This is a genomic window from Streptomyces sp. NPDC005925 (genome assembly GCF_040638805.1).
Taxonomy (GTDB): Bacteria; Actinomycetota; Actinomycetes; order Streptomycetales; family Streptomycetaceae; genus Streptomyces.
Map to the genome: position 1 here is coordinate 93,715 of NZ_JBEXVL010000014.1, position 18,411 is coordinate 112,125.

The 18,411-nt window shown below is 73.0% G+C and carries 17 protein-coding genes, 1 tRNA gene and 1 pseudogene; 12 read left to right on the top strand and 7 right to left on the bottom strand.

Features of this window, described 5'->3' with window-relative positions; all coding sequences use genetic code 11:
• Nucleotide 1: 1 nt before the first annotated feature.
• A complete protein-coding gene (locus tag ABZ354_RS18455; protein ID WP_358657904.1) occupies nt 2-922 on the top strand; it encodes a LysM peptidoglycan-binding domain-containing M23 family metallopeptidase in 921 nt (306 codons plus the stop codon).
• A 283-nt stretch (nt 923-1,205) separates the two neighbouring features.
• A complete protein-coding gene (locus ABZ354_RS18460; RefSeq protein WP_358657997.1) occupies nt 1,206-1,991 on the top strand; it encodes an SGNH/GDSL hydrolase family protein in 786 nt (261 codons plus the stop codon).
• A 63-nt stretch (nt 1,992-2,054) separates the two neighbouring features.
• Here the strand turns inward: ABZ354_RS18460 and ABZ354_RS18465 are convergent.
• Both ABZ354_RS18465 and ABZ354_RS18470 read right to left on the bottom strand, forming a co-directional pair.
• Nucleotides 2,055-2,603: pseudogene (locus ABZ354_RS18465) on the bottom strand (TetR family transcriptional regulator C-terminal domain-containing protein); the annotation flags it as partial.
• Between the two features lie 51 nt (nt 2,604-2,654).
• Complete coding sequence (locus tag ABZ354_RS18470) at nt 2,655-3,836, bottom strand: Glu/Leu/Phe/Val dehydrogenase dimerization domain-containing protein (protein WP_358657906.1); 1,182 nt, start codon at nt 3,834-3,836, stop codon at nt 2,655-2,657.
• Nucleotides 3,837-4,090: 254 nt separating this feature from the next.
• Between ABZ354_RS18470 and ABZ354_RS18475 the strand changes: the two genes are divergently transcribed.
• The 10 genes from ABZ354_RS18475 (at nt 4,091) to ABZ354_RS18520 (ending at nt 13,906) form a co-directional block, all read left to right on the top strand.
• On the top strand, nt 4,091-5,281 hold the full coding sequence (locus ABZ354_RS18475) for an MBL fold metallo-hydrolase (protein WP_358657908.1): 1,191 nt from the start codon (nt 4,091-4,093) through the stop codon (nt 5,279-5,281).
• Nucleotides 5,282-5,876: 595 nt separating this feature from the next.
• Nucleotides 5,877-7,883, top strand: coding sequence for an ATP-binding protein (locus tag ABZ354_RS18480; protein WP_358657909.1), 2,007 nt, complete (start codon nt 5,877-5,879; stop codon nt 7,881-7,883).
• A 95-nt stretch (nt 7,884-7,978) separates the two neighbouring features.
• Nucleotides 7,979-8,413 (top strand): roadblock/LC7 domain-containing protein, encoded by a 435-nt coding sequence (locus tag ABZ354_RS18485; RefSeq protein ID WP_358657910.1) that lies wholly within the window; start codon nt 7,979-7,981, stop codon nt 8,411-8,413.
• Nucleotides 8,414-8,415: 2 nt separating this feature from the next.
• Entirely contained in the window at nt 8,416-8,787 is a 372-nt protein-coding gene (locus ABZ354_RS18490; RefSeq protein WP_358657999.1) for a DUF742 domain-containing protein, read from the top strand.
• A complete protein-coding gene (locus ABZ354_RS18495) occupies nt 8,765-9,391 on the top strand; it encodes an ATP/GTP-binding protein (RefSeq protein ID WP_358657912.1) in 627 nt (208 codons plus the stop codon). Before ABZ354_RS18490 ends, ABZ354_RS18495 begins: the two co-directional genes overlap by 23 nt.
• A gap of 376 nt (nt 9,392-9,767) precedes the next feature.
• Nucleotides 9,768-10,796 (top strand): L-threonine 3-dehydrogenase, encoded by a 1,029-nt coding sequence (gene tdh / locus ABZ354_RS18500; RefSeq protein WP_358657914.1) that lies wholly within the window; start codon nt 9,768-9,770, stop codon nt 10,794-10,796.
• A gap of 84 nt (nt 10,797-10,880) precedes the next feature.
• A complete protein-coding gene (locus tag ABZ354_RS18505) occupies nt 10,881-12,074 on the top strand; it encodes a glycine C-acetyltransferase (RefSeq protein ID WP_358657916.1) in 1,194 nt (397 codons plus the stop codon).
• A 31-nt stretch (nt 12,075-12,105) separates the two neighbouring features.
• Nucleotides 12,106-13,008 (top strand): LysR family transcriptional regulator, encoded by a 903-nt coding sequence (locus ABZ354_RS18510; protein ID WP_358657918.1) that lies wholly within the window; start codon nt 12,106-12,108, stop codon nt 13,006-13,008.
• Nucleotides 13,009-13,080: 72 nt separating this feature from the next.
• Nucleotides 13,081-13,440, top strand: a complete 360-nt coding sequence (locus tag ABZ354_RS18515; protein WP_358657920.1) for an MmcQ/YjbR family DNA-binding protein — start codon at nt 13,081-13,083, stop codon at nt 13,438-13,440.
• A gap of 392 nt (nt 13,441-13,832) precedes the next feature.
• Nucleotides 13,833-13,906, top strand: a tRNA-Pro gene (locus tag ABZ354_RS18520).
• 133 nt (nt 13,907-14,039) lie between these two features.
• Here the strand turns inward: ABZ354_RS18520 and ABZ354_RS18525 are convergent.
• The 5 genes from ABZ354_RS18525 to ABZ354_RS18545 all read right to left on the bottom strand — a co-directional run bounded on the left by ABZ354_RS18525 (nt 14,040) and on the right by ABZ354_RS18545 (nt 18,252).
• Entirely contained in the window at nt 14,040-14,567 is a 528-nt protein-coding gene (locus ABZ354_RS18525) for an NUDIX hydrolase family protein (RefSeq protein WP_358658001.1), read from the bottom strand.
• Nucleotides 14,568-14,693: 126 nt separating this feature from the next.
• The gene (locus ABZ354_RS18530) at nt 14,694-15,506 is read right to left on the bottom strand and encodes an SAM-dependent methyltransferase (protein WP_358657922.1); all 813 of its coding nucleotides are present in this window, start codon (nt 15,504-15,506) and stop codon (nt 14,694-14,696) included.
• Nucleotides 15,507-15,598: 92 nt separating this feature from the next.
• Nucleotides 15,599-16,414: an SAM-dependent methyltransferase gene (locus ABZ354_RS18535; RefSeq protein ID WP_358657924.1), complete on the bottom strand. Its 816-nt coding sequence runs from the start codon at nt 16,412-16,414 to the stop codon at nt 15,599-15,601.
• 610 nt (nt 16,415-17,024) lie between these two features.
• The gene (locus ABZ354_RS18540) at nt 17,025-17,294 is read right to left on the bottom strand and encodes a WhiB family transcriptional regulator (protein ID WP_358657926.1); all 270 of its coding nucleotides are present in this window, start codon (nt 17,292-17,294) and stop codon (nt 17,025-17,027) included.
• Nucleotides 17,295-17,415: 121 nt separating this feature from the next.
• On the bottom strand, nt 17,416-18,252 hold the full coding sequence (locus ABZ354_RS18545; protein ID WP_358658003.1) for a lysophospholipase: 837 nt from the start codon (nt 18,250-18,252) through the stop codon (nt 17,416-17,418).
• Nucleotides 18,253-18,411: the final 159 nt, after the last annotated feature.

Genomic DNA, 18,411 nt, shown 5'->3' on the forward strand with positions numbered 1-18,411 from the left:
CATGCCCGCGAAGGGTAAGCACCGCCGTACGAAGTCACCGCGTTTCACCCGGTCCATCGCCGTCGCCGGAACCGGCGGCGCCGCACTTGCCATTCCGCTTCTCGGGGCCACCGGCGCTCACGCCGCCCCCGCGCAGCAGGTTTCCGAAAAGGCCGTCCAGTCCCTTCCGGAGGCGCAGCACAAGCCCGCCGGCAAGGACACCGCGAAGAACTCCGCCCCGCGCGTCTACACGGTGAAGGGCGGCGACTTCCTGTCGAAGATCGCCGACGAGCAGAACGTCAGCGGCGGCTGGAAGAAGCTGTACCGGGACAACCGCGCCACCATCGGCGACGACCCGTCGCTGATCCACCCCGGCCTCAAGCTCGCCATCGGCAAGAAGGCCGCGACGAGCACGGCCGAGCCGTCGGCGAAGTCCTCGTCGGCCTTGAAGTCGTCGAAGTCGTCGAAGTCCGCGAAGACCGCCGCGCCCTCGTCGGGCCGGAGCACGACGCCCGCCGCGCAGCCCTCCGGCTCCGGCTTCGTGCTGCCCGTGTCCGGCGCCGGCGTCGGCACCGCCTACAAGGTCCCCGGCGGCATGTGGTCCAGCGGCTACCACACCGGCGTCGACTTCGTCGTCCCGACCGGCACCGCCCTGAAGTCCGTCGGCGCGGGCACCGTCGTCTCCGCGGGCTGGGGCGGCGCGTACGGCAATCAGGTCGTCATCAAGCTCGGCGACGGCCACTACGCCCAGTACGCCCACCTGTCCTCGCTGTCCGTCTCGGCCGGCCAGACCGTGACCGCAGGCCAGCAGGTCGGTCTCTCCGGCACGACCGGCAACTCCACCGGACCGCACCTGCACTTCGAGATCCGCACCACGCCGGACTACGGCTCGGACGTGGACCCGATGGCGTACCTGCGCTCGCACGGCGCCTCCGGCGCCTGACACCACTTGGCGCACCGGCCCGTACGGCACCCGGCGCGACCACTCGCCTGACACGCAGCCGAAGGCCGGACTCCCGATCCCCGGGGTCCGGCCTTCGGCGTACCCGGGCGGCCGCGCCCGCGGCGCGGCTCCTCGCCCATTCCCGCGCTCGTTCCCGGGTCGACGAACACTCGAGGTGGCTCATCTCACCGCCCGTCACCCCTTTCCTACGCTCGCGTAAGCCTCATGCGAAGGTGAATCATGGGCCGACGTGGCAGACGATTCGAAGAATGACAGCAGATCAGTGATCGGGTCGTACGTGGCGGTGGGGGACAGCTTCACCGAGGGCGTGGGCGACCCGGGCCCCGACGGGTCGTTCGTCGGCTGGGCGGACAGGTTCGCGGTACTGCTCGCGGACCGGCGGCCCGAGGGCGACTTCCGGTACACCAACCTCGCCGTGCGCGGCAAACTGCTCGACCAGATCGTTGCGGACCAGCTTCCCCGAACGGCGCGACTCGCCCCGGACCTCGTCTCGTTCTGTGCCGGCGGCAACGACATCCTGCGGCCCGGCACCGACCCCGACGAGGTGGCCGAGAGGTTCGAGAGGGCCGTCGCCGCTCTGACGGCCGCAGCGGGCACCGTGATGGTGACGACCGGCTTCGACACCCGGACCATGCCCGTGCTGAAGCACCTGCGCGGGAAGATCGCCACCTACAACGGCCATGTGCGTGCCGTCGCCGACCGGTACGGCTGTCCCGTGCTCGACCTGTGGTCCCTCAAGACCCTCCAGGACCGCAGGGCGTGGGACGCCGACCGGCTGCACCTCTCCCCGGAGGGGCACACGCGCGTGGCGCTCCGCGCGGGTCAGGTCCTCGGCCTGGAGGTCCCCGCCGACCCCGACCAGCCCTGGCCGCCGCTGCCGTCGCGCGGCACGTTCGAGGTGCGGCGCGACGACGTGCAGTGGGCGCGCGAGTACCTGGTGCCGTGGATCGGGCGCCGGCTGCGCGGCGAGTCCTCGGGGGACCATGTGACCGCCAAGGGCGCGCTGTCGCCGGACGACATCAGGATGCGCATCGCCGCCGTCGCCTGAGGCGCCAGGAGCGGAAGCAGCGGCGGGGAGGCTGGGCGGCGGGGAGCAGTGCCCCGCCGCCACCAACTCCGCGCGGGTGAGGCCCCGTTCGCGGGCCAGGGCCGCGTCGGCCGGCTCCCGGGCCCGGGCCGGTGACAGCGCGCCCGGGTAGGACGTCAGCTGCACGGCGAGCCCGTCGAGGAGCGCGGTCAGACGCAGCGCCGCGTCGGCGGGCCCGGCGCGGCGGAACTCACCCGCCGTCACACCCTCCGCGACGACCCCGGCGATCGCCGCCTTCCCCTGCCGGTCGAGGCCGCCCGGTCAGACCCTGCGGCACGGGCTCGCGCAGCGCCGCCGCCCACCCCTCGATCCACAGCCGCCACCCGTCGGCGCGTACCACCGCACCGCGTCCCGCAGCCGGCGCAGCGCCGTCGTACGGCGCCCGAGCAATCCGCGCAGCCGGGCGAGGTCGTCCTGGGCGGCATGTGCGAAGGCGGCGGCGACCAGCTTGTCCCTGGAGGAGGAGTGGTACAGCACGAGCGCGTTGCTCACCCCTGGTGCGGCAGCCACATCGGCGATCCGGACGGCGACCACGCCCCGCGCCTCGATCGGCTCGACGGTGGCCCGCGCCATCTCGGCGCGCCGCTCGGCGGCACCCGATCGCACCCTCACCACGGTGTCACCCTACGAGCGGTACCAGCCGAACCGCTCGGAAATGTCCGACAGGCGCTCTTCCGCCACGGCGTGGGCGGCGGCTCGCGGCGTTGTCCCACCGGCCGCCGCGCGGCTCAGCACCCCGTCCGTCAGCGCCCGCATCGAGCCCCGTACGTGGGCGAACGCCTCGTCCGGGTCGGCGTCGACGTCCCCGAACAGCGTCCACCACCACCAGGCGTTGGTCGCGGAGTTCACGACCACGTCCGGCAGCACCATCACCCCGCGCGCCGCCAGCACCGCCTCCGCCTCCGGCAGGACCGGCATGTTGGCCGCCTCGACCACCAGACGGGCGGTGATCCGCGCCTCGTTGGAGACGTCGACGGCGTACGACACGGCCGCCGGCACCAGTACCTCGGCGTCGGCGGACAGCCACGCGTCCGGCGGCAGTTCGCGGTCGCGTGGCCCCAGCGCCCCGCGGTCCACGCCGCCGTGGGCGTCCCGCGCGTCGAGCAGCGCCTCCACGTCGAGACCGTCCGGGTTGACGATCGTGCCCTTGACGTCGGCCACCGCCACCACCGTCAGACCCGCCCGCGCCAGGAAACGGGCCGTGGCGCCGCCCATGGTGCCGAACCCCTGCAGCGCGACGCGCGTCCCGGCGTGCGGCACGCCTGCCCGGTCCAGGGCCGTGAGCGTGGCCTCGGCGACGCCGCAGCCGCCGACCAGCTCGGGCAGTCCGATGCCGTCCACCTCGAGAGCGAAGGCGCTGGCGAGCCGGCGCCGGGCCGCGGTCTCGTCGTCGAGCAACGGGTACACCGCCTGGACCGACGACACGAGCCCCGCCTCGACGACCGCCCGGTCCACCATCTCCTGGCCGAGCCCCAGGTCCTCACCCGTGGTCCAACAGCATGCGACATAGGGCCGCACCGCCCGCAGGAACCGCACCAGCAGCCCGTACGCCCGAGGGTCCCGCGGGTCGCAGTCGATGCCGCCCTTGGCGCCGCCCAGCGGCACGTACCGCCGCGCGGGGTCGTAGTGCAGCGCCTCCTTCATGGACATGCCGCGGGCGAGCCCGGCGACCTCCTGCGCCGTGCAGCCCTCGCGCATCCGCAGCCCGCCACTGGCCACCCCGCGCACCAGCCGGTCCACGACCAGGAAGCCACGGCGACCGGTGATGTGGTCGGTCCAGGTGAGGGACAGCAGCGGGCTGGTCACGGGGTCTCCTGACAGCGGCCGGGCGGGAGAAGCGGTCCGGGGGTGGCCCACTGAACCGCGGGTCAGCATCGTCGGGGATCGGCGACCCTGTCAACGTGCGGTGACAAGGGCTTTTTCGCACCGCGGCCGGGCCGGGCCGCGCGGGCGCGGAGGCCGACCGGTGAGGCGTCCGGGCCGGAATGCGTCCTGCGGGCCCGGCGGTGCCGGTGGGGCTGCCCATAATGGATGTCTGACCGACTCCACCTGGAGGTACTGTGGCCGGTTTCCGTAACCCGGGATCCGGGCTCCGCGCGCTGCGGCCCGCGGCGTTCGGCGCGGACCCGAGCGGCGAGCGCATGGCGCGCATCCGCAGATCGCCGCACTTCGCGGACGGTGTCTTCCAGAACCCCGGCGGCACGGCCAGGACCCGCCCGTCCGGCTCGGCCGGCTCCTTCGCGAAGGTCTACTTCGACAGGGAAGCCCGGCCCCGCCGCTCGCCCCGCGGCACGGTCCCGCTCCACCCCACGACGGCCGCCGACCTCGCCGAGGCGCCCGCGACCGGACTGCGGCTGACATGGATCGGCCACTCCAGCGTGCTCGCGGAGATCGACGGACAGCGCGTGCTGTTCGACCCGGTGTGGGGCGAGCGCTGCTCCCCCTTCCCCTTCGCCGGACCCCGGCGGCTGCACCCCGTACCCCTGCCGCTGACCGCGCTCGGCCCGGTTGACGTCGTCGTGATCTCCCACGACCACTACGACCACCTGGACATGCCGACGATCAGGGCACTGGCAGGCACGGACACCGTGTTCGCCGTGCCGCTGGGCGTCGGCGCCCACCTGGAACGCTGGGGCGTGTCGGCGGACCGGCTGCGCGAGCTGGACTGGCACGAGTCGACGCGCGTCGGCGGGCTCACCCTGACGGCCACCCCGGCCCGCCACTTCTGCGGCCGCGGCCTCCGCAACTTCCAGCACACGCTGTGGGCGTCCTGGGCCGTCGCGGGGGAACGGCACCGGATCTACCACAGCGGCGACACCGGATACTTCGAGGGTTTCCGGGACATCGGCGCCGCGCACGGCCCGTTCGACGCGACGATGATCCAGATCGGCGCGTACAGCGCGTTCTGGCCGGACATCCACATGACGCCGGAGGAGGGCGTCCGCGCCCACCTCGACCTTCAGGGCGGCCGTCCGTCGGGGGTGCTGCTGCCCATCCACTGGGGCACCTTCAACCTCGCCCCGCACGCCTGGGCGGAGCCGGGGGAGTGGACGAAGGACGCCGCGGACACGGCCGGGCAGGCCGTCGCGCTGCCCCGCCCCGGCGAGCCCTTCGAGCCGGGCGGCGGACTCCCCGTGGACCCGTGGTGGCGGGCGGTCTCCGCGCCGATCGCCCACCCCTGGCGCGAGCCCGGCCACCGGGACGACACCCTGGCCGACCGGCCCGGCCTCGACCTCGCGGGCGAGCGCTGACGCGGAGCGGCACCCGGCGAGCCCCTTGAACAGTGAGCGGCCCGGCCGCCGTCTGCGCGGCCGGGCCGCTTCCGCGCGCCCGCGCGACGGCACCCCGCTCGGTGCCACAGGCCGCCCACAGCCGCCCGCGCCGCCTCACGCCCCCGCCGTGTACTGCCCGTGACATCACCGGGCGGCCCGGGCGGAGCAGTCACGAGGTACGGAGAGCCTCTTTGCGCATGTCCGAGGTCGGGATGCGGCGGGGACCAGCGGCAGCGGCAAGACCACGGCTTGCGACGCCCGAACCCGGACCGTCCGCTCCTGATCGCCATTGACCAGGTCAGATTCCTCTGTGTCTGTTTGTGAGCGAGCACTCGAAGGGTTAATTAGGTCATTCGTGCGAGGACTCATACCGGAGCAGGACGATCGCCGTACAAGTTTGTCAACTGCCCACTTCACGTGAACCATTGGCGACTACGGTGAGTGTCCGTTGGGCGACTCAGGGCCGATTGCACAGGCCTGTCCGACGACACCGCGACGAGGCACGGCGGATCGCTCAGACCGCGTGCCGCCCGGATCGCCGGGCCCCCAACCGACGGACAGTACGAGGACACGGATGTCTCACCTCCGCGCACCGGCCGGACGCGCCGACCGCCGTGAGGGCGGGCGGCACGGACGACCGGTCGTTCGCACCACCCCCGCACTGCCCGGAGCCGGCATACGCCACCAACTGATGCGCATGGCCGTGCTCCCGCCCGTCGCCGTCGCCCTCAGCGGCTGCGCCGCCGTCCTGTTCACCGTCCGCTCCACCGGCGCCGGGCCCTCGCCCGCCCTGTGGGCCGTACTCGCCGGCGCGTTCTCGGTCACCGTCGCCGGCGTCCTCACCGGCGCCGTCGCCGCCGACCGGGCCGCCCGCACCGTCCGCGACCGCGTCGCCGACCTGCGCCGCAGCACCGCGCGCGGCGAGGCCGAACTGCACGCGCTCCTGGAGCAATTGCGGCGCGGCGACGGCCCGCCGCCCCGGCGCACACCGCCCGCCGGACCGCCCGAGCACGCCGACGACTTCGAGCTTCTCGCAGCCGACCTCGACCACGCGCACGACGCCGCCGTCAGCGCCGTCGTCCAGGCGGCCCAGCTCTCCAGCCAGACGGGCAGCGAACAGAAGCTGGAGGTCTTCGTCAACCTCGCCCGGCGGCTGCAGTCCCTCGTGCACCGAGAGATCTCCGCGCTGGACGAGCTGGAGAACGAGATCGAGGACCCCGACCTGCTCAAGGGCCTCTTCCACGTCGACCACCTCGCCACCCGCATCCGCCGCCACGCCGAGAATCTCGCCGTGCTCGGCGGCGCCGTCTCCCGGCGGCAGTGGAGCAACCCCGTCCCCATGATCGAGGTGCTGCGCTCGGCGATCGCCGAGGTCGAGCAGTACTCCCGGGTACGGCTCGTCCCGCCGCTCGACGGGGACCTGCGCGGCCACGCCGTCGCCGACGTCATCCACCTGCTGGCCGAACTCGTCGAGAACGCCACCGTGTTCTCCGCCCCGCACACCCCTGTCCTGCTCCGCGCCGGTTTCGTCACCTCCGGACTCGCCGTCGAGATCGAGGACCGCGGCCTGGGCATGCCGGCCGAGGAGCGCAGCCGGATGAACGCCCTGCTGGCCGACCCGGACCAGGTCAACGTCGCCGGCCTCCTCTCCGACGGCCGCATCGGCCTGTACGTCGTCTCCCAGCTCGCCCGGCGGCACGGCATCACCGTGCGCCTGCAGTCCAACATCTACGGCGGCGTCCAGGCCGTCCTCGTCGTGCCGCAGGAACTGCTGGGCCCGGCCCCGGTCACCGCCGGAGCCGTACCGGCGACGCAGGAGCTGCCGCCGGCCGTGCAGGGCGCCTGGTACGGCGGATCCGGGCTCGACGTCACCGAAGACGTACCGCAGTACACCGCCGACGTGCCGCCGTACGCGGCACCCGAGGCGTACGGAGCGCCGGGGCCAGGCGTGCCGTACACGCCGTCGCGGTACGACGACCACGACGTCCCGCCCGGCACCGGCCTGCCCCACGCACCGCACACCACGCCGGCACCGGACGTGCCGCCGCCGCTGCCCGTGCGCGGCGCCCACCGCCCCCGCCCCACCGAGGCCGCCCCCGGCGCCCGGCCCGACGACCGGCAGACCCCGGCCGAGCACCCGGACACCCCGTACGCCGGAACCGCGCGCGGCGCCATGGACAAGCCCCACCTGCCCCGCCGCCGCGCCCAGGAACACCTCGCACCCCAGCTGCGCGGCGGCCCCCCGCCCCGGCAGCGGCAGGACAGCGACGACACCGTGGGCCACGACCCGGGCCTCATGGCCGCGTTCCAGCGCGGCATCGGTCGCGCCGAGTCCGAACAGCGCCTCGACACCGGCGCGTACGGCGTCGACCCCGGCCGCACGGCGACGCCGTACCCGTACGCGCACCAGGAACCGCTCCGTGACGAGCCCGCCCCGTTCGTCCGCCCGGCCGTCAGCACGACCCTCGCGGCCGGCAACGCGGGCGACGCCGTCCACGCGCACGGCATCCACGACGACGGCGGGCCCCTGTCCCGCACCGACCACACCGCCCGGCCCGACAGGAGCAGCACAGCCGGATGACCACGACCCCCGTCCCCACTCCCACCCCCCTCCCCACCCCCACGTCCGTCTCCGGCTCGCCCGCGGACCTTCGTACCCCAAGGAGTCGATCCACCATGGCGAGCGATGCGCCCACCGGTCAGGTGTCCGATCTCGACTGGCTGATGAGCGGCCTCGTGCAGCGGGTCCCGCACACGTCCAGCGCGGTCCTGCTGTCCTGCGACGGGCTGGTGAAGTCCGTGCACGGCCTCGACGCCGACAGCGCCGACCACATGGCGGCCCTGGCATCCGGGCTGTACTCCCTGGGCCGCAGCGCCGGAGTCCGCTTCGGTGACAACGGCGACGTACGGCAGATCGTCGTGGAACTCGCCTCGACGATGCTGTTCGTCACCACCGCCGGATCCGGCACCTGCCTCGCCGTACTCGCCGACCGCGAGGCCGACGCCGCCGCCCTCGGCTACGAGATGGCCATGCTCGTCAAGAGCGTCCGCCCCTACCTCGTGACCGCTCCCCGGCAGCACGCCGTCGAATCGCCGGCGCTGAGGTCTTGAGCGTGGTGGCGGTCGGCGACGGGCCCTGGCTCGACGACGCGGCCGGACGACTGGTGCGCCCCTTCACGATCAGCAACGGACGCACCCGGCCGAGCGTCCCGCTCGACCTGCTGTCGCAGGTGATGACCACCGGCGTCACCCCCCTCGGCTGTCTCGGCCCGGAGTACACACAGGTCCTCACCCTGTGCCGCGTGCCGGTTTCCGTCGCCGAGACCGCCGCCCGCCTCGGGCTGCCGGCGGCCGTCACCAAAGTGCTGCTCGCGGACCTCCTGGACTGCGGCGCGCTCACCACCCAACCCCCCGTGTTCCCCCACCACCCCACGGACCGGGCCCTTCTGGAGGCAGTGCTCGATGGACTACGACGACAGCTCTGACCGCAAGAGCCACGACACCGGCACTCACCCCTTCCCGACCGCGCTCAAGATCCTCGTGGCGGGCGGTTTCGGCGTGGGCAAGACGACTTTCGTGGGGGCGGTCAGCGAGATCACGCCGCTCAACACGGAGGAACTGCTCACCACCGTCGGTGCCGAGACCGACGACCTCTCGGGTGTCGAGAACAAGGCCGAGACGACCGTCGCCATGGACTTCGGCCGCATCACCCTGGACCCGCAGCACGTGCTGTACCTGTTCGGCACCCCCGGCCAGGAACGCTTCTGGTTCCTGTGGGACGAGCTGTGCGAGGGAGCCCTCGGCGCGGTCGTCCTCGCCGACACCCGCCGCCTGACCGACTGCTTCGCCGCCGTCGACTTCTTCGAGCAGCGCGGCGTCGCCTTCATCGTCGCCGTCAACGAGTTCGACGGCGGCCACCGCTACGACCCCGAGGAGGTGCGTATGGCCATCGACCTCCCGGCGGAAGTCCCCGTCGTGCGCTGCGACGCCCGGATCTCCAGCTCCGGAGTCCAGACCCTGGCGGCCCTCGTACGCCACCTCCTCGACCACGCCCAGGAGCCCGTGACCGGCTACGGCGCCCACCGGTAACCGATGCCCCGGGCCCTCCGCCCCTCCCCGCACCGACCACGCCGGTCAACACCGCCCCGGGCGCGGTCGGCGCAGCGGACGTCACCCCCGGACATGGGGGCGGCCGGGCCTTGCGACCGTCGGGCGGGCCGCCGGGAACCCGTGGCAGGGCTGGGGCGGGGCGCGCAGGGGGCGGCCGCTTCGAGTCCGTCCGGCCGCCCGGGGCCGCCCGCCCGCGTGCTTTCGCGCGGCGTGAAGCAAAGCTGTGGCGGCGGTTAAGAAAACCTCGATGGACCTGGGGTGGCCTCGTACGGCAGATTGCTGTGTGATCCACTCCTCTCCCCGGACGCGGGCGCCCCGCCGTGCATGCCGGGACCTCACCCCAGGAGCCGTAGCGTTGAAGGCACTCGTCAAGGAGAAGGCGGAGCCGGGCCTCTGGCTGACGGACGTCCCCGAGCCCGCCGTGGGACCCGGTGACGTGCTCATCAAGGTGCTGAGGACCGGGATCTGCGGCACCGACCTGCACATCCGGTCCTGGGACGGCTGGGCGCAGCAGGCCATCCGCACCCCGCTCGTCCTCGGGCACGAGTTCGTCGGCGAGGTCATGGAGACCGGCCGGGACGTGACCGACATCGCGGCCGGTGACCTGGTCAGCGGCGAGGGCCATCTGGTGTGCGGCAAGTGCCGCAACTGCCTGGCCGGGCGGCGCCACCTGTGCCGGGCCACGGTCGGGCTCGGCGTCGGACGCGACGGAGCGTTCGCCGAGTACGTCGCGCTGCCCGCCTCCAACGTCTGGGTGCACCGCGTGCCCGTCGACCTCGACATCGCCGCGATCTTCGACCCGTTCGGCAACGCCGTGCACACCGCGCTGTCGTTCCCGCTGGTCGGCGAGGACGTGCTGATCACCGGCGCCGGGCCCATCGGTCTGATGGCCGCCGCCGTCGCCCGGCAGGCCGGCGCGCGCAACGTCGTCGTCACCGACGTCAGCGAGGACCGCCTGCAACTGGCCCGCAAGATCGGCGTGAGCCTCGCGCTCGACGTCTCCACCTCGTCCATCGCCGACGGACAGCGCGAGCTGGGTCTGCGCGAGGGCTTCGACATCGGCCTGGAGATGTCCGGCCGTCCCGAGGCGCTGCGCGACATGATCGCCAACATGACGCACGGCGGCCGGATCGCGATGCTAGGGCTGCCCGCCGAGGAGTTCCCGGTCGACTGGTCCCGGATCGTCACCTCCATGATCACGATCAAGGGGATCTACGGCCGGGAGATGTTCGAGACCTGGTACGCGATGACCGTTCTGCTGGAGGGCGGCCTCGACCTCGCCCCCGTGATCACCGGCCGCTACGGCTACCGCGACTTCGAGGAGGCGTTCGCCGACGCGGCGAGCGGCCGCGGCGGCAAGATCATCCTCGACTGGACCGCGTGACCCGGACCGCCGCCCCGGACCGCGTGGCTTCCGACCGCGTGATCCGGACCGCGTAAGCCATCCGCTTCTCTTAGGAGCCATGCCATGTTCGACTCCGTGCGTGACGACGTGCGCGCCACCCTCGACGAGATCCGTGCCGCCGGACTGCACAAGCCCGAGCGTGTCATCGGAACCCCGCAGTCCGCGACCGTCGCCGTCACGGCGGGCGGCCGGCCCGGCGAGGTCCTCAACTTCTGCGCCAACAACTACCTCGGCCTCGCCGACCACCCCGAGGTGATCGCCGCCGCCCACGAGGCCCTGGACCGCTGGGGCTACGGCATGGCGTCCGTGCGCTTCATCTGCGGCACGCAGGAGGTCCACAAGGAGCTGGAGGCGCGCCTGTCGGCCTTCCTCGGCCAGGAGGACACGATCCTCTACTCCTCCTGCTTCGACGCCAACGGCGGCGTCTTCGAGACCCTGCTCGGCCCCGAGGACGCGGTGATCTCCGACGCCCTCAACCACGCCTCCATCATCGACGGCATCCGCCTGTCCAAGGCCCGCCGCTTCCGCTACGCCAACCGTGATCTCGCCGACCTGGAGAAGCAGCTCAAGGACGCGTCCGACGCGCGCCGCCGGCTGATCGTCACCGACGGCGTGTTCTCCATGGACGGCTACGTGGCGCCTCTCGCCGAGATCTGCGACCTCGCCGACCGTCACGACGCGATGGTCATGGTCGACGACTCGCACGCCGTCGGCTTCGTCGGCCCCGGCGGACGCGGCACCCCCGAGCTGCACGGTGTCATGGACCGCGTCGACATCATCACCGGCACCCTCGGCAAGGCCCTCGGCGGCGCGTCCGGCGGCTACGTCGCGGCCCGCGCCGAGATCGTCGCCCTGCTGCGCCAGCGCTCCCGGCCGTACCTGTTCTCGAACACGCTCGCCCCCGTGATCGCCGCCGCCTCCCTGAAGGTCATCGACCTGCTGGAGTCCGCCGACGACCTGCGGGTGCGGCTCGCCGAGAACACGGCCCTGTTCCGCGGCCGGATGACCGCGGAGGGCTTCGACGTCCTGCCCGGCGACCACGCCATCGCGCCCGTCATGATCGGCGACGCGGCGAAGGCGGGCCGCATGGCCGAGCTGCTGCTGGAGCGCGGGGTGTACGTGATCGGTTTCTCCTACCCGGTCGTCCCGCAGGGCCAGGCCCGCATCCGCGTCCAGCTGTCCGCGGCGCACTCCACGGCCGACGTGAACCGTGCCGTGGACGCGTTCGTGGCGGCACGCGCCGAGCTGGGGGACTGAACAGCCGGGACATATTGCAATAATCGTCGGCATGATCGAGGCGCGGCGGCTCCACATCCTCCGTGCGGTGGCCGACCACCGCACGGTCACGGCGGCTGCCGCCGCGCTGTATCTGACCCCGTCGGCCGTCTCCCAGCAGCTGGCCGCGCTGGAGCAGGAGACCGGTCACCGCCTGGTCGAGCGGGGCGCCAAGGGCGTACGGCTCACCCCGGCCGGCGAGATCCTGCTCGGCCACACCAACGTCGTCCTCGCGCAGCTGGAGCGTGCTGAGGCCGAGCTCGCCGCGTACAGCTCGGGTGCGGCCGGGACGGTCACGGTCGCCGCTTTCGCGACGGGCATCGGCGAGGTCGTCGCGCCTGCCGTGACCCGGCTCGCCGCCGGCTCGCCCGGCATCCGGCTGCGTGTCCAGGACGCCGAGGGCGATGCCAGCCTGCCGATGGTGCTGGACCGGCAGGTCGACATCGCCGTGGCCGTCGAGTACCGGGGCGCGCCCTCGGCCGACGACCCGCGGCTCACCCACGTCCCGCTGTACGCCGAGCCGTTCGACGCGGTCGTGCCCGTGACGCACCGGCTCGCCGACGCCGCCGAGGTGCCGCTCGCCGAGCTGGCCAAGGACCCCTGGATCGGCCCCTACCCGGGCAACCCCTGTCACGACGTGGTGGTCCTGGCCTGCGAGAACGCCGGGTTCCAGCCGTTCATGGAGCATTCCTCGGACGACTTCCGGGCGGTCGTCGCCCTCGCCTCCGCCGACGTCGGAGTGGCCCTCGTACCCCGCTCTGCGCTGTACGGCATGGACCTCAGGGGTGTCGTCGTCCGCCCGGTCGACGGGGTGGCGCCCACCCGTCGCGTCTTCGCCGCGGTACGGCGCGGCGCGGAGGACCATCCGCTGATCCGTCCGGTGCTCGACGCCCTGGAGGCGGCGGCGCGGACCTGAGCCGTCCGCAAGCCGCCCCCGGGCCCCTTCCCACCAGGCTGATTGTCAGTGCCGGCCGTTACGGTGCGTGCCATGCAGGATGCCGAAGACGTACGCCGAATCGCCCTGTCCCTGCCGGACACGACGGAGAAGACCGCCTGGAGCATGCCCACGTTCCGGGTGGCGCAGAAGATGTTCGCCACGCTCCCCGAGGACGAGACCTCCATGGCCGTGCGCTGCCCCAAGGAGGAGCGCGACGAGCTGGCCCTGGCCGAGCCGGAGAAGTTCTGGATCGCGGAGCACGAGGCACAGTTCGCCTGGGTGCGGGTCCGCCTCGCGGCCGTCGAGGACGAGGGCGAGCTGCGCGACATCCTCGCCGACTCCTGGCGGCAGGCCGCGCCCACCCGGCTGCTCGACGCCCACCCGGGGCTGGGCCTGCCCCCGGCGGACTGACCGGGGCCGCAGGCGTTGTCAGTGGCCCGTGGCATGATCCGGGGGCGCGCGTGGCAGCCGGGGAGGAGGGGGCTCCGGCTGCCGTCGGCGCGGTGGGGGAGGAGGCCGACAGGACCGTCCCGTCCCTGATCAGGCGCGGCTCGCCCGCCGGGGCCCGGTCGGCGGTCCGGCCGGGGAGGCCGGCGATGCGCCGCACGCAGGGACCGCGCGTCCAGACCGGGCGAAGACGGGGGCCGAGGGCTACCGGGCGCCCGCAAGGGGAGTCCGCGGATGCCGGCCGGGGGAGTCCGGATCGCGTCGGCACGCCACCAAACGGATGCGCGACCACCGACCCGAGTGCGGTATGGTTTTCCTGCGCGTTGAGCCAGGGGAAACCCCAGGTCAGACGGCAACGGGACGTGGCGCAGCTTGGTAGCGCACTTGACTGGGGGTCAAGGGGTCGCAGGTTCAAATCCTGTCGTCCCGACACGGCGAAGGGTCTTCGCGGAAGAGATTCCGCGAAGACCCTTTTCGCATGTCCCGGCCCGCCCGCGGGTCCGGCGTCCAGCCTGTGCCGGTGCGGCGCGGGGGCGCCGTCGTCGTCCTCGCCGCCCTCGTCGTCAGACCACGCAGCCCACGTGTGCCAGCGCCTGCTTCAGCAGGACGCCGTGCCCGCCCGGCATCTCGCTCTGCACCGCCGGCGACAGCGCCTCCAGCGGGCTGAACCACACCAGGTCCAGCGCGTCCTGCCGGGGACGGCAGTCACCGGTCACCGGCACCACGTAGGCGAGGGACACGGCGTGCTGGCGGGGGTCGTGATACGGAGTGACACCCTGCGTCGGGAAGTACTCGGCGACGGTGAACGGCTGGAGCGAGGCCGGGACGCGGGGCAGGGCCACCGGGCCGAGGTCCTTCTCCAGGTGCCGCAGCAGTGCGTCGCGGACCCGTTCGTGGTGCAGCACCCGGCCGGAGACCAGAGTCCGGCTGACCGTGCCGTCCGGTCCTATGCGCAGCAGGAGGCCGACGCTGGTGACCTCGCCGCTGTCGTCGACCCGCACAGGAACGGCCTCGACGTACAGGATCGGCATGCGGGCGCGCGTCAGTTCCAGCTCGTCGTCGGAGAGCCAGCCGGGTGTGGTGTCGGTCATGTCAGACATTGCTCGATCCTACTTTCAGCCATGCGGCGCCGGGAGGGCCGCTCCGGGAGGGACGACCGGCCGGACACGCTTCGCCCCTGCCCTGCGGGCGCGGCGCGGCGGCGGCGCGGCGACGGGTCAGGGCTTCACGGCGACCGCGCCGAACTGCGGTACGGCGGCCGGCGGTTCGGTGTCCGGGCGCCACTGCGAGCACGAGACCAGACCCGGTTCGATCAGGTCGAGGCCGTCGAGGAACGAGGCGATGTCCGCCCGGCCGCGGGCCGTGATGGGCGGTGTGGCGTTCTCGTTCCAGAACTGCATCGCCGGGATCTGGCCGTCGCCGCCGAGGTCGATGTCGAAGGTCGGATGCGTCAGCACCAGGAAGCTGCCCGACGGCAGCGGCGCCATCACCCGGCGAACGATGTCCCGGGCCTGGTCGGTGTCCAGGACGAAGTTCAGGATGCCCAGCATCATCACCGCGACCGGCCGCCCCAAGTCCAGGGTGTACGCCGCGCGTTCGAGGATGGACTCCGGGTCGTGCACGTCCGCGTCCAGGTAGGCCGTGGCGCCCTCGGGTGTGCCGGTCAGCAGCGTGCGGGCGTGCATCAGCACGACCGGGTCGTTGTCGACGTAGACGATGCGGGACTCGGGTGCGATGCGCTGGGCGATCGCGTGGGTGTTCTCGGCGGTCGGCAGGCCGGTGCCGATGTCGAGGAACTGCCGCATCCCGCGCTCCTCGGTCAGGAACCGCACCGCGCGGGCCAGGAAACCGCGGTCCGCGCGGGCGACCTCGCGGATCACCGGGAACATGGCGGCGATGTGCTCCCCGACCTGCTGGTCGACGGCGTAGTGGTCCCCGCCGCCGATCCAGTAGTCCCACACGCGCGCGTTGTGCGCCACACCGGTGTTCAGTCGCGCGGCACCGCTCGTCGGTGTGTGGCTCTCGCTCACGTCTCAGCTCCTTGCACGGGTGCGGCAGTCCCGCCCCATTGTGCCGCTCGCTGATCGGGTTGTCCCGGGACCGCGGCGGGGGCGTGGCGGCGTCAGGGCTTGACGCCGACGCCGCCGAACAGGGGCACCGGTCCGCCCGGCTCCGGGGCGGGCTCGTCGGCCGCGTCCAGTTCGGGATGCCAGTCCGACACGGACACGATGCCCGGCTCGACGAGGTCGAGGCCCTCGAAGAAAGCCGCCGTCTCGTCGCGGGAGCGCGCCACGAGCGTCACGCCGCGTTCCGTGTACGCCGCCAGGCCCCGCGCCATGGTCTCCGGGTCGAAGTCGGCGGTGACCGCGGACAGCACCAGGCAACTGCCCGGCGCCAGCGGCTCGACCAGCGTGCGCACCAGCTCGTACGCGCCGTCCTCGTCGGGGATGAAGTGCAGCAGCGCGATCAGCGACAGTGCGACCGGACGGTCGAAGTCGAGGATGCGGGCGGCCTGTTCGAGGATCGCGTGCGGTTCGCACACATCGCCCTGGATGTACTCGGTCACACCCTCCGGGGTGCCGCGCAGCAGGGCGCCCGCGTGGGCCAGCACGATCGGGTCGTTGTCGACGTAGACGGCCTTCGCGTCCGGCGCGACGGACTGGGCGACCTGGTGGAGGTTGGGCTCCGTGGGGATGCCGGTGCCGATGTCGAGGAACTGGCGGATTCCCTCCTCCCGGGCGACGTAACGGGTGGCGCGGCGCATGAAACGGCGGTTGACCCGCGCGCCCCGCGGGGCGTCCGCGTCGATCGCCAGGATGTCCCGCGCGAGTTGTTCGTCGACCGGGTAGTTGTCCTTGCCGCCCAGGTACCAGTCGTACACCCGGGCCGGATGCGGTTTGGTCGTGTCGATCCGGACGGCCCGTCGGCTGCCGCTCACGAGGTGCTCCTTCGTTCGTCTGACGCTGCGAGCAGTCTGACATGATCACCTCGTACGGGCGGAGAACGTCTTCGGCCACCTCGTCGTACCCCGCCGCGCGCACCAACGCGGCGACCGGCACGGCCGGTTCGGTCGTGCCGGTCGTCTGACCAGCCGCTGAGGGTTTCAGGGCAGGCTGAGCCGGGCCGCGTCACGGAGGACCTTGCCGTCCGCGTGAGGGGCTGTTTTTGGCCAGACGTGCTGTGTCATGCACAGGAAGATGCCGACTGCGGCCGGGCCCCTGCCGGGGAACCCCCGGTATGAACGCCGCAGTTCGCGGACCCTGCCCTCGGCTTTTCACGCAGCCGCCGCCCCGGCGGTCGCCCGGCAGCTCGGCGCCGTCGCCGAGCCGGACGGCGGTGCAGCCCGCCCTGCGGGTCGGGCGCCGCGGTTCTCCGCGTCGGCCGTCCGCCGCTGCTTCTCCGGCTCGCCGGTAATCCAGGTCAGCAGGTCCCGGGTCGGACCGGCGCGACCGGGAAGCCCGACCGCGTGTCCCCCAGCGCCTTCTCCCGCGACGCCACCATCGGCTGCACCCACGTCCGAGTCGCGCAGCCGATCCTCCCGGCCGTCGTCATCGGGCGCTGCTCCTGCTCGCGTTGCCGTCGGCGGTCTCTCTGGAGGTGCGGAGCATGTCGGATCGTTCCTCCTCGCACGTCCCGCCCCACACACCGGAGGTCTGACCGCTGTTGAGCGCGAACGTCAGACACTCGGTGATCACCTCGCAACGGGCGCACACGCGCTTGGCGGCGTCGACGTCCCGCAGTGCCGGTCCTGATGTGCCCACCGGGAAGAACAGTTCTGGGTCCTCCCCCACGCAGGCTGCCCTCCGCAACCATTCCATGCGGGCGCGGGTGCCCATGGCGTTCCGGGGCAAACGCCGCGCCGCGGAACGCTGGGAGCCTGTACGGAGGAGTGCCGGAAGGGGTTCGGGAGAGGTGCGGAAGGGCCGGCCGCGCGGGAGTTCAGGCCTGACCGAGGGCGTCGTTCAAAAAGGCCGTCAGGTCGGCGAAGACCTCGGGCCTGTTCGTCTCGTGGAACACCTCGTGCCGGGCCCCGGGATAGATCCGTACGGCTGTCGGGGCGCCGCCGCCCAGTGCCTCGACCCCCGGCCGGCTCCCGGCGAGCGGCACCAGCCGGTCGTCGTCTCCGTGCAGCCACAGCAGCGGCAGGCGCCCCACGTCACCGCCCTCGCGCACGGTCTCCAGGGTGCGCGCGAACGCCTCCACCGTCGGCCGCTTCATCGGCCCGTGCCACACCAGCGGGTCGGCCGCGTACGCCTCGCCCACCGTGGGGTCGCGGGACAGCGAGGCCGGGCTGATCGGGGTGTCGGGGATCTCGTCCAGGGCGAGCAGCCGCTCGGGCAGCTCCCATGCGCCGATGACCGGCCCGGACAGGACGAGCGCGGCGAGGGTGGCGCCGTACCGCTGGGCGTAGCGCGCGCCGATCAGCCCGCCCATGGAGTGCCCGACGAGTACGACGGGGAGGCCCGGGTGGGCGTCGCGGGCGAGCTCGGCCGCGGAGCGCAGGTCGGTGACGACGTCCTCGAAGTCCTCGATCAGGACGCGTTCGCCCGCCGACCTGCCGTGGCCCTGGTGGTCGGGGCCGAACACGGCCGCGCCGAGCCCCACGAGCACGCCGGCCACCTCGTCGTACCGGCCGATGTGCTCGCCGTAGCCGTGGGTCAGAAGGGCGAGGAAGCGGGGACGGGAGTCAGGGGCGGACCACTCGCGGACGGTGATCCGGCCCCGGGTTCCGGTCAGGAAGTGCTCGCGCGTGCCGCCGCCGCCCGTGTCACCCATGTCGCTCACGTCGCCTCCGGCTGCGTCGGTGCAGGACCGGGAGGATCTTCCCAGGGAGCCGCCCGGCGGTCTATAGTCCTAAACTAGCAGTGCTAATTACATGGTTCCCGGTTCCGCCCGCCCGTCTCGTCCCCACTTGATGCGATCCCGTCGATTCAA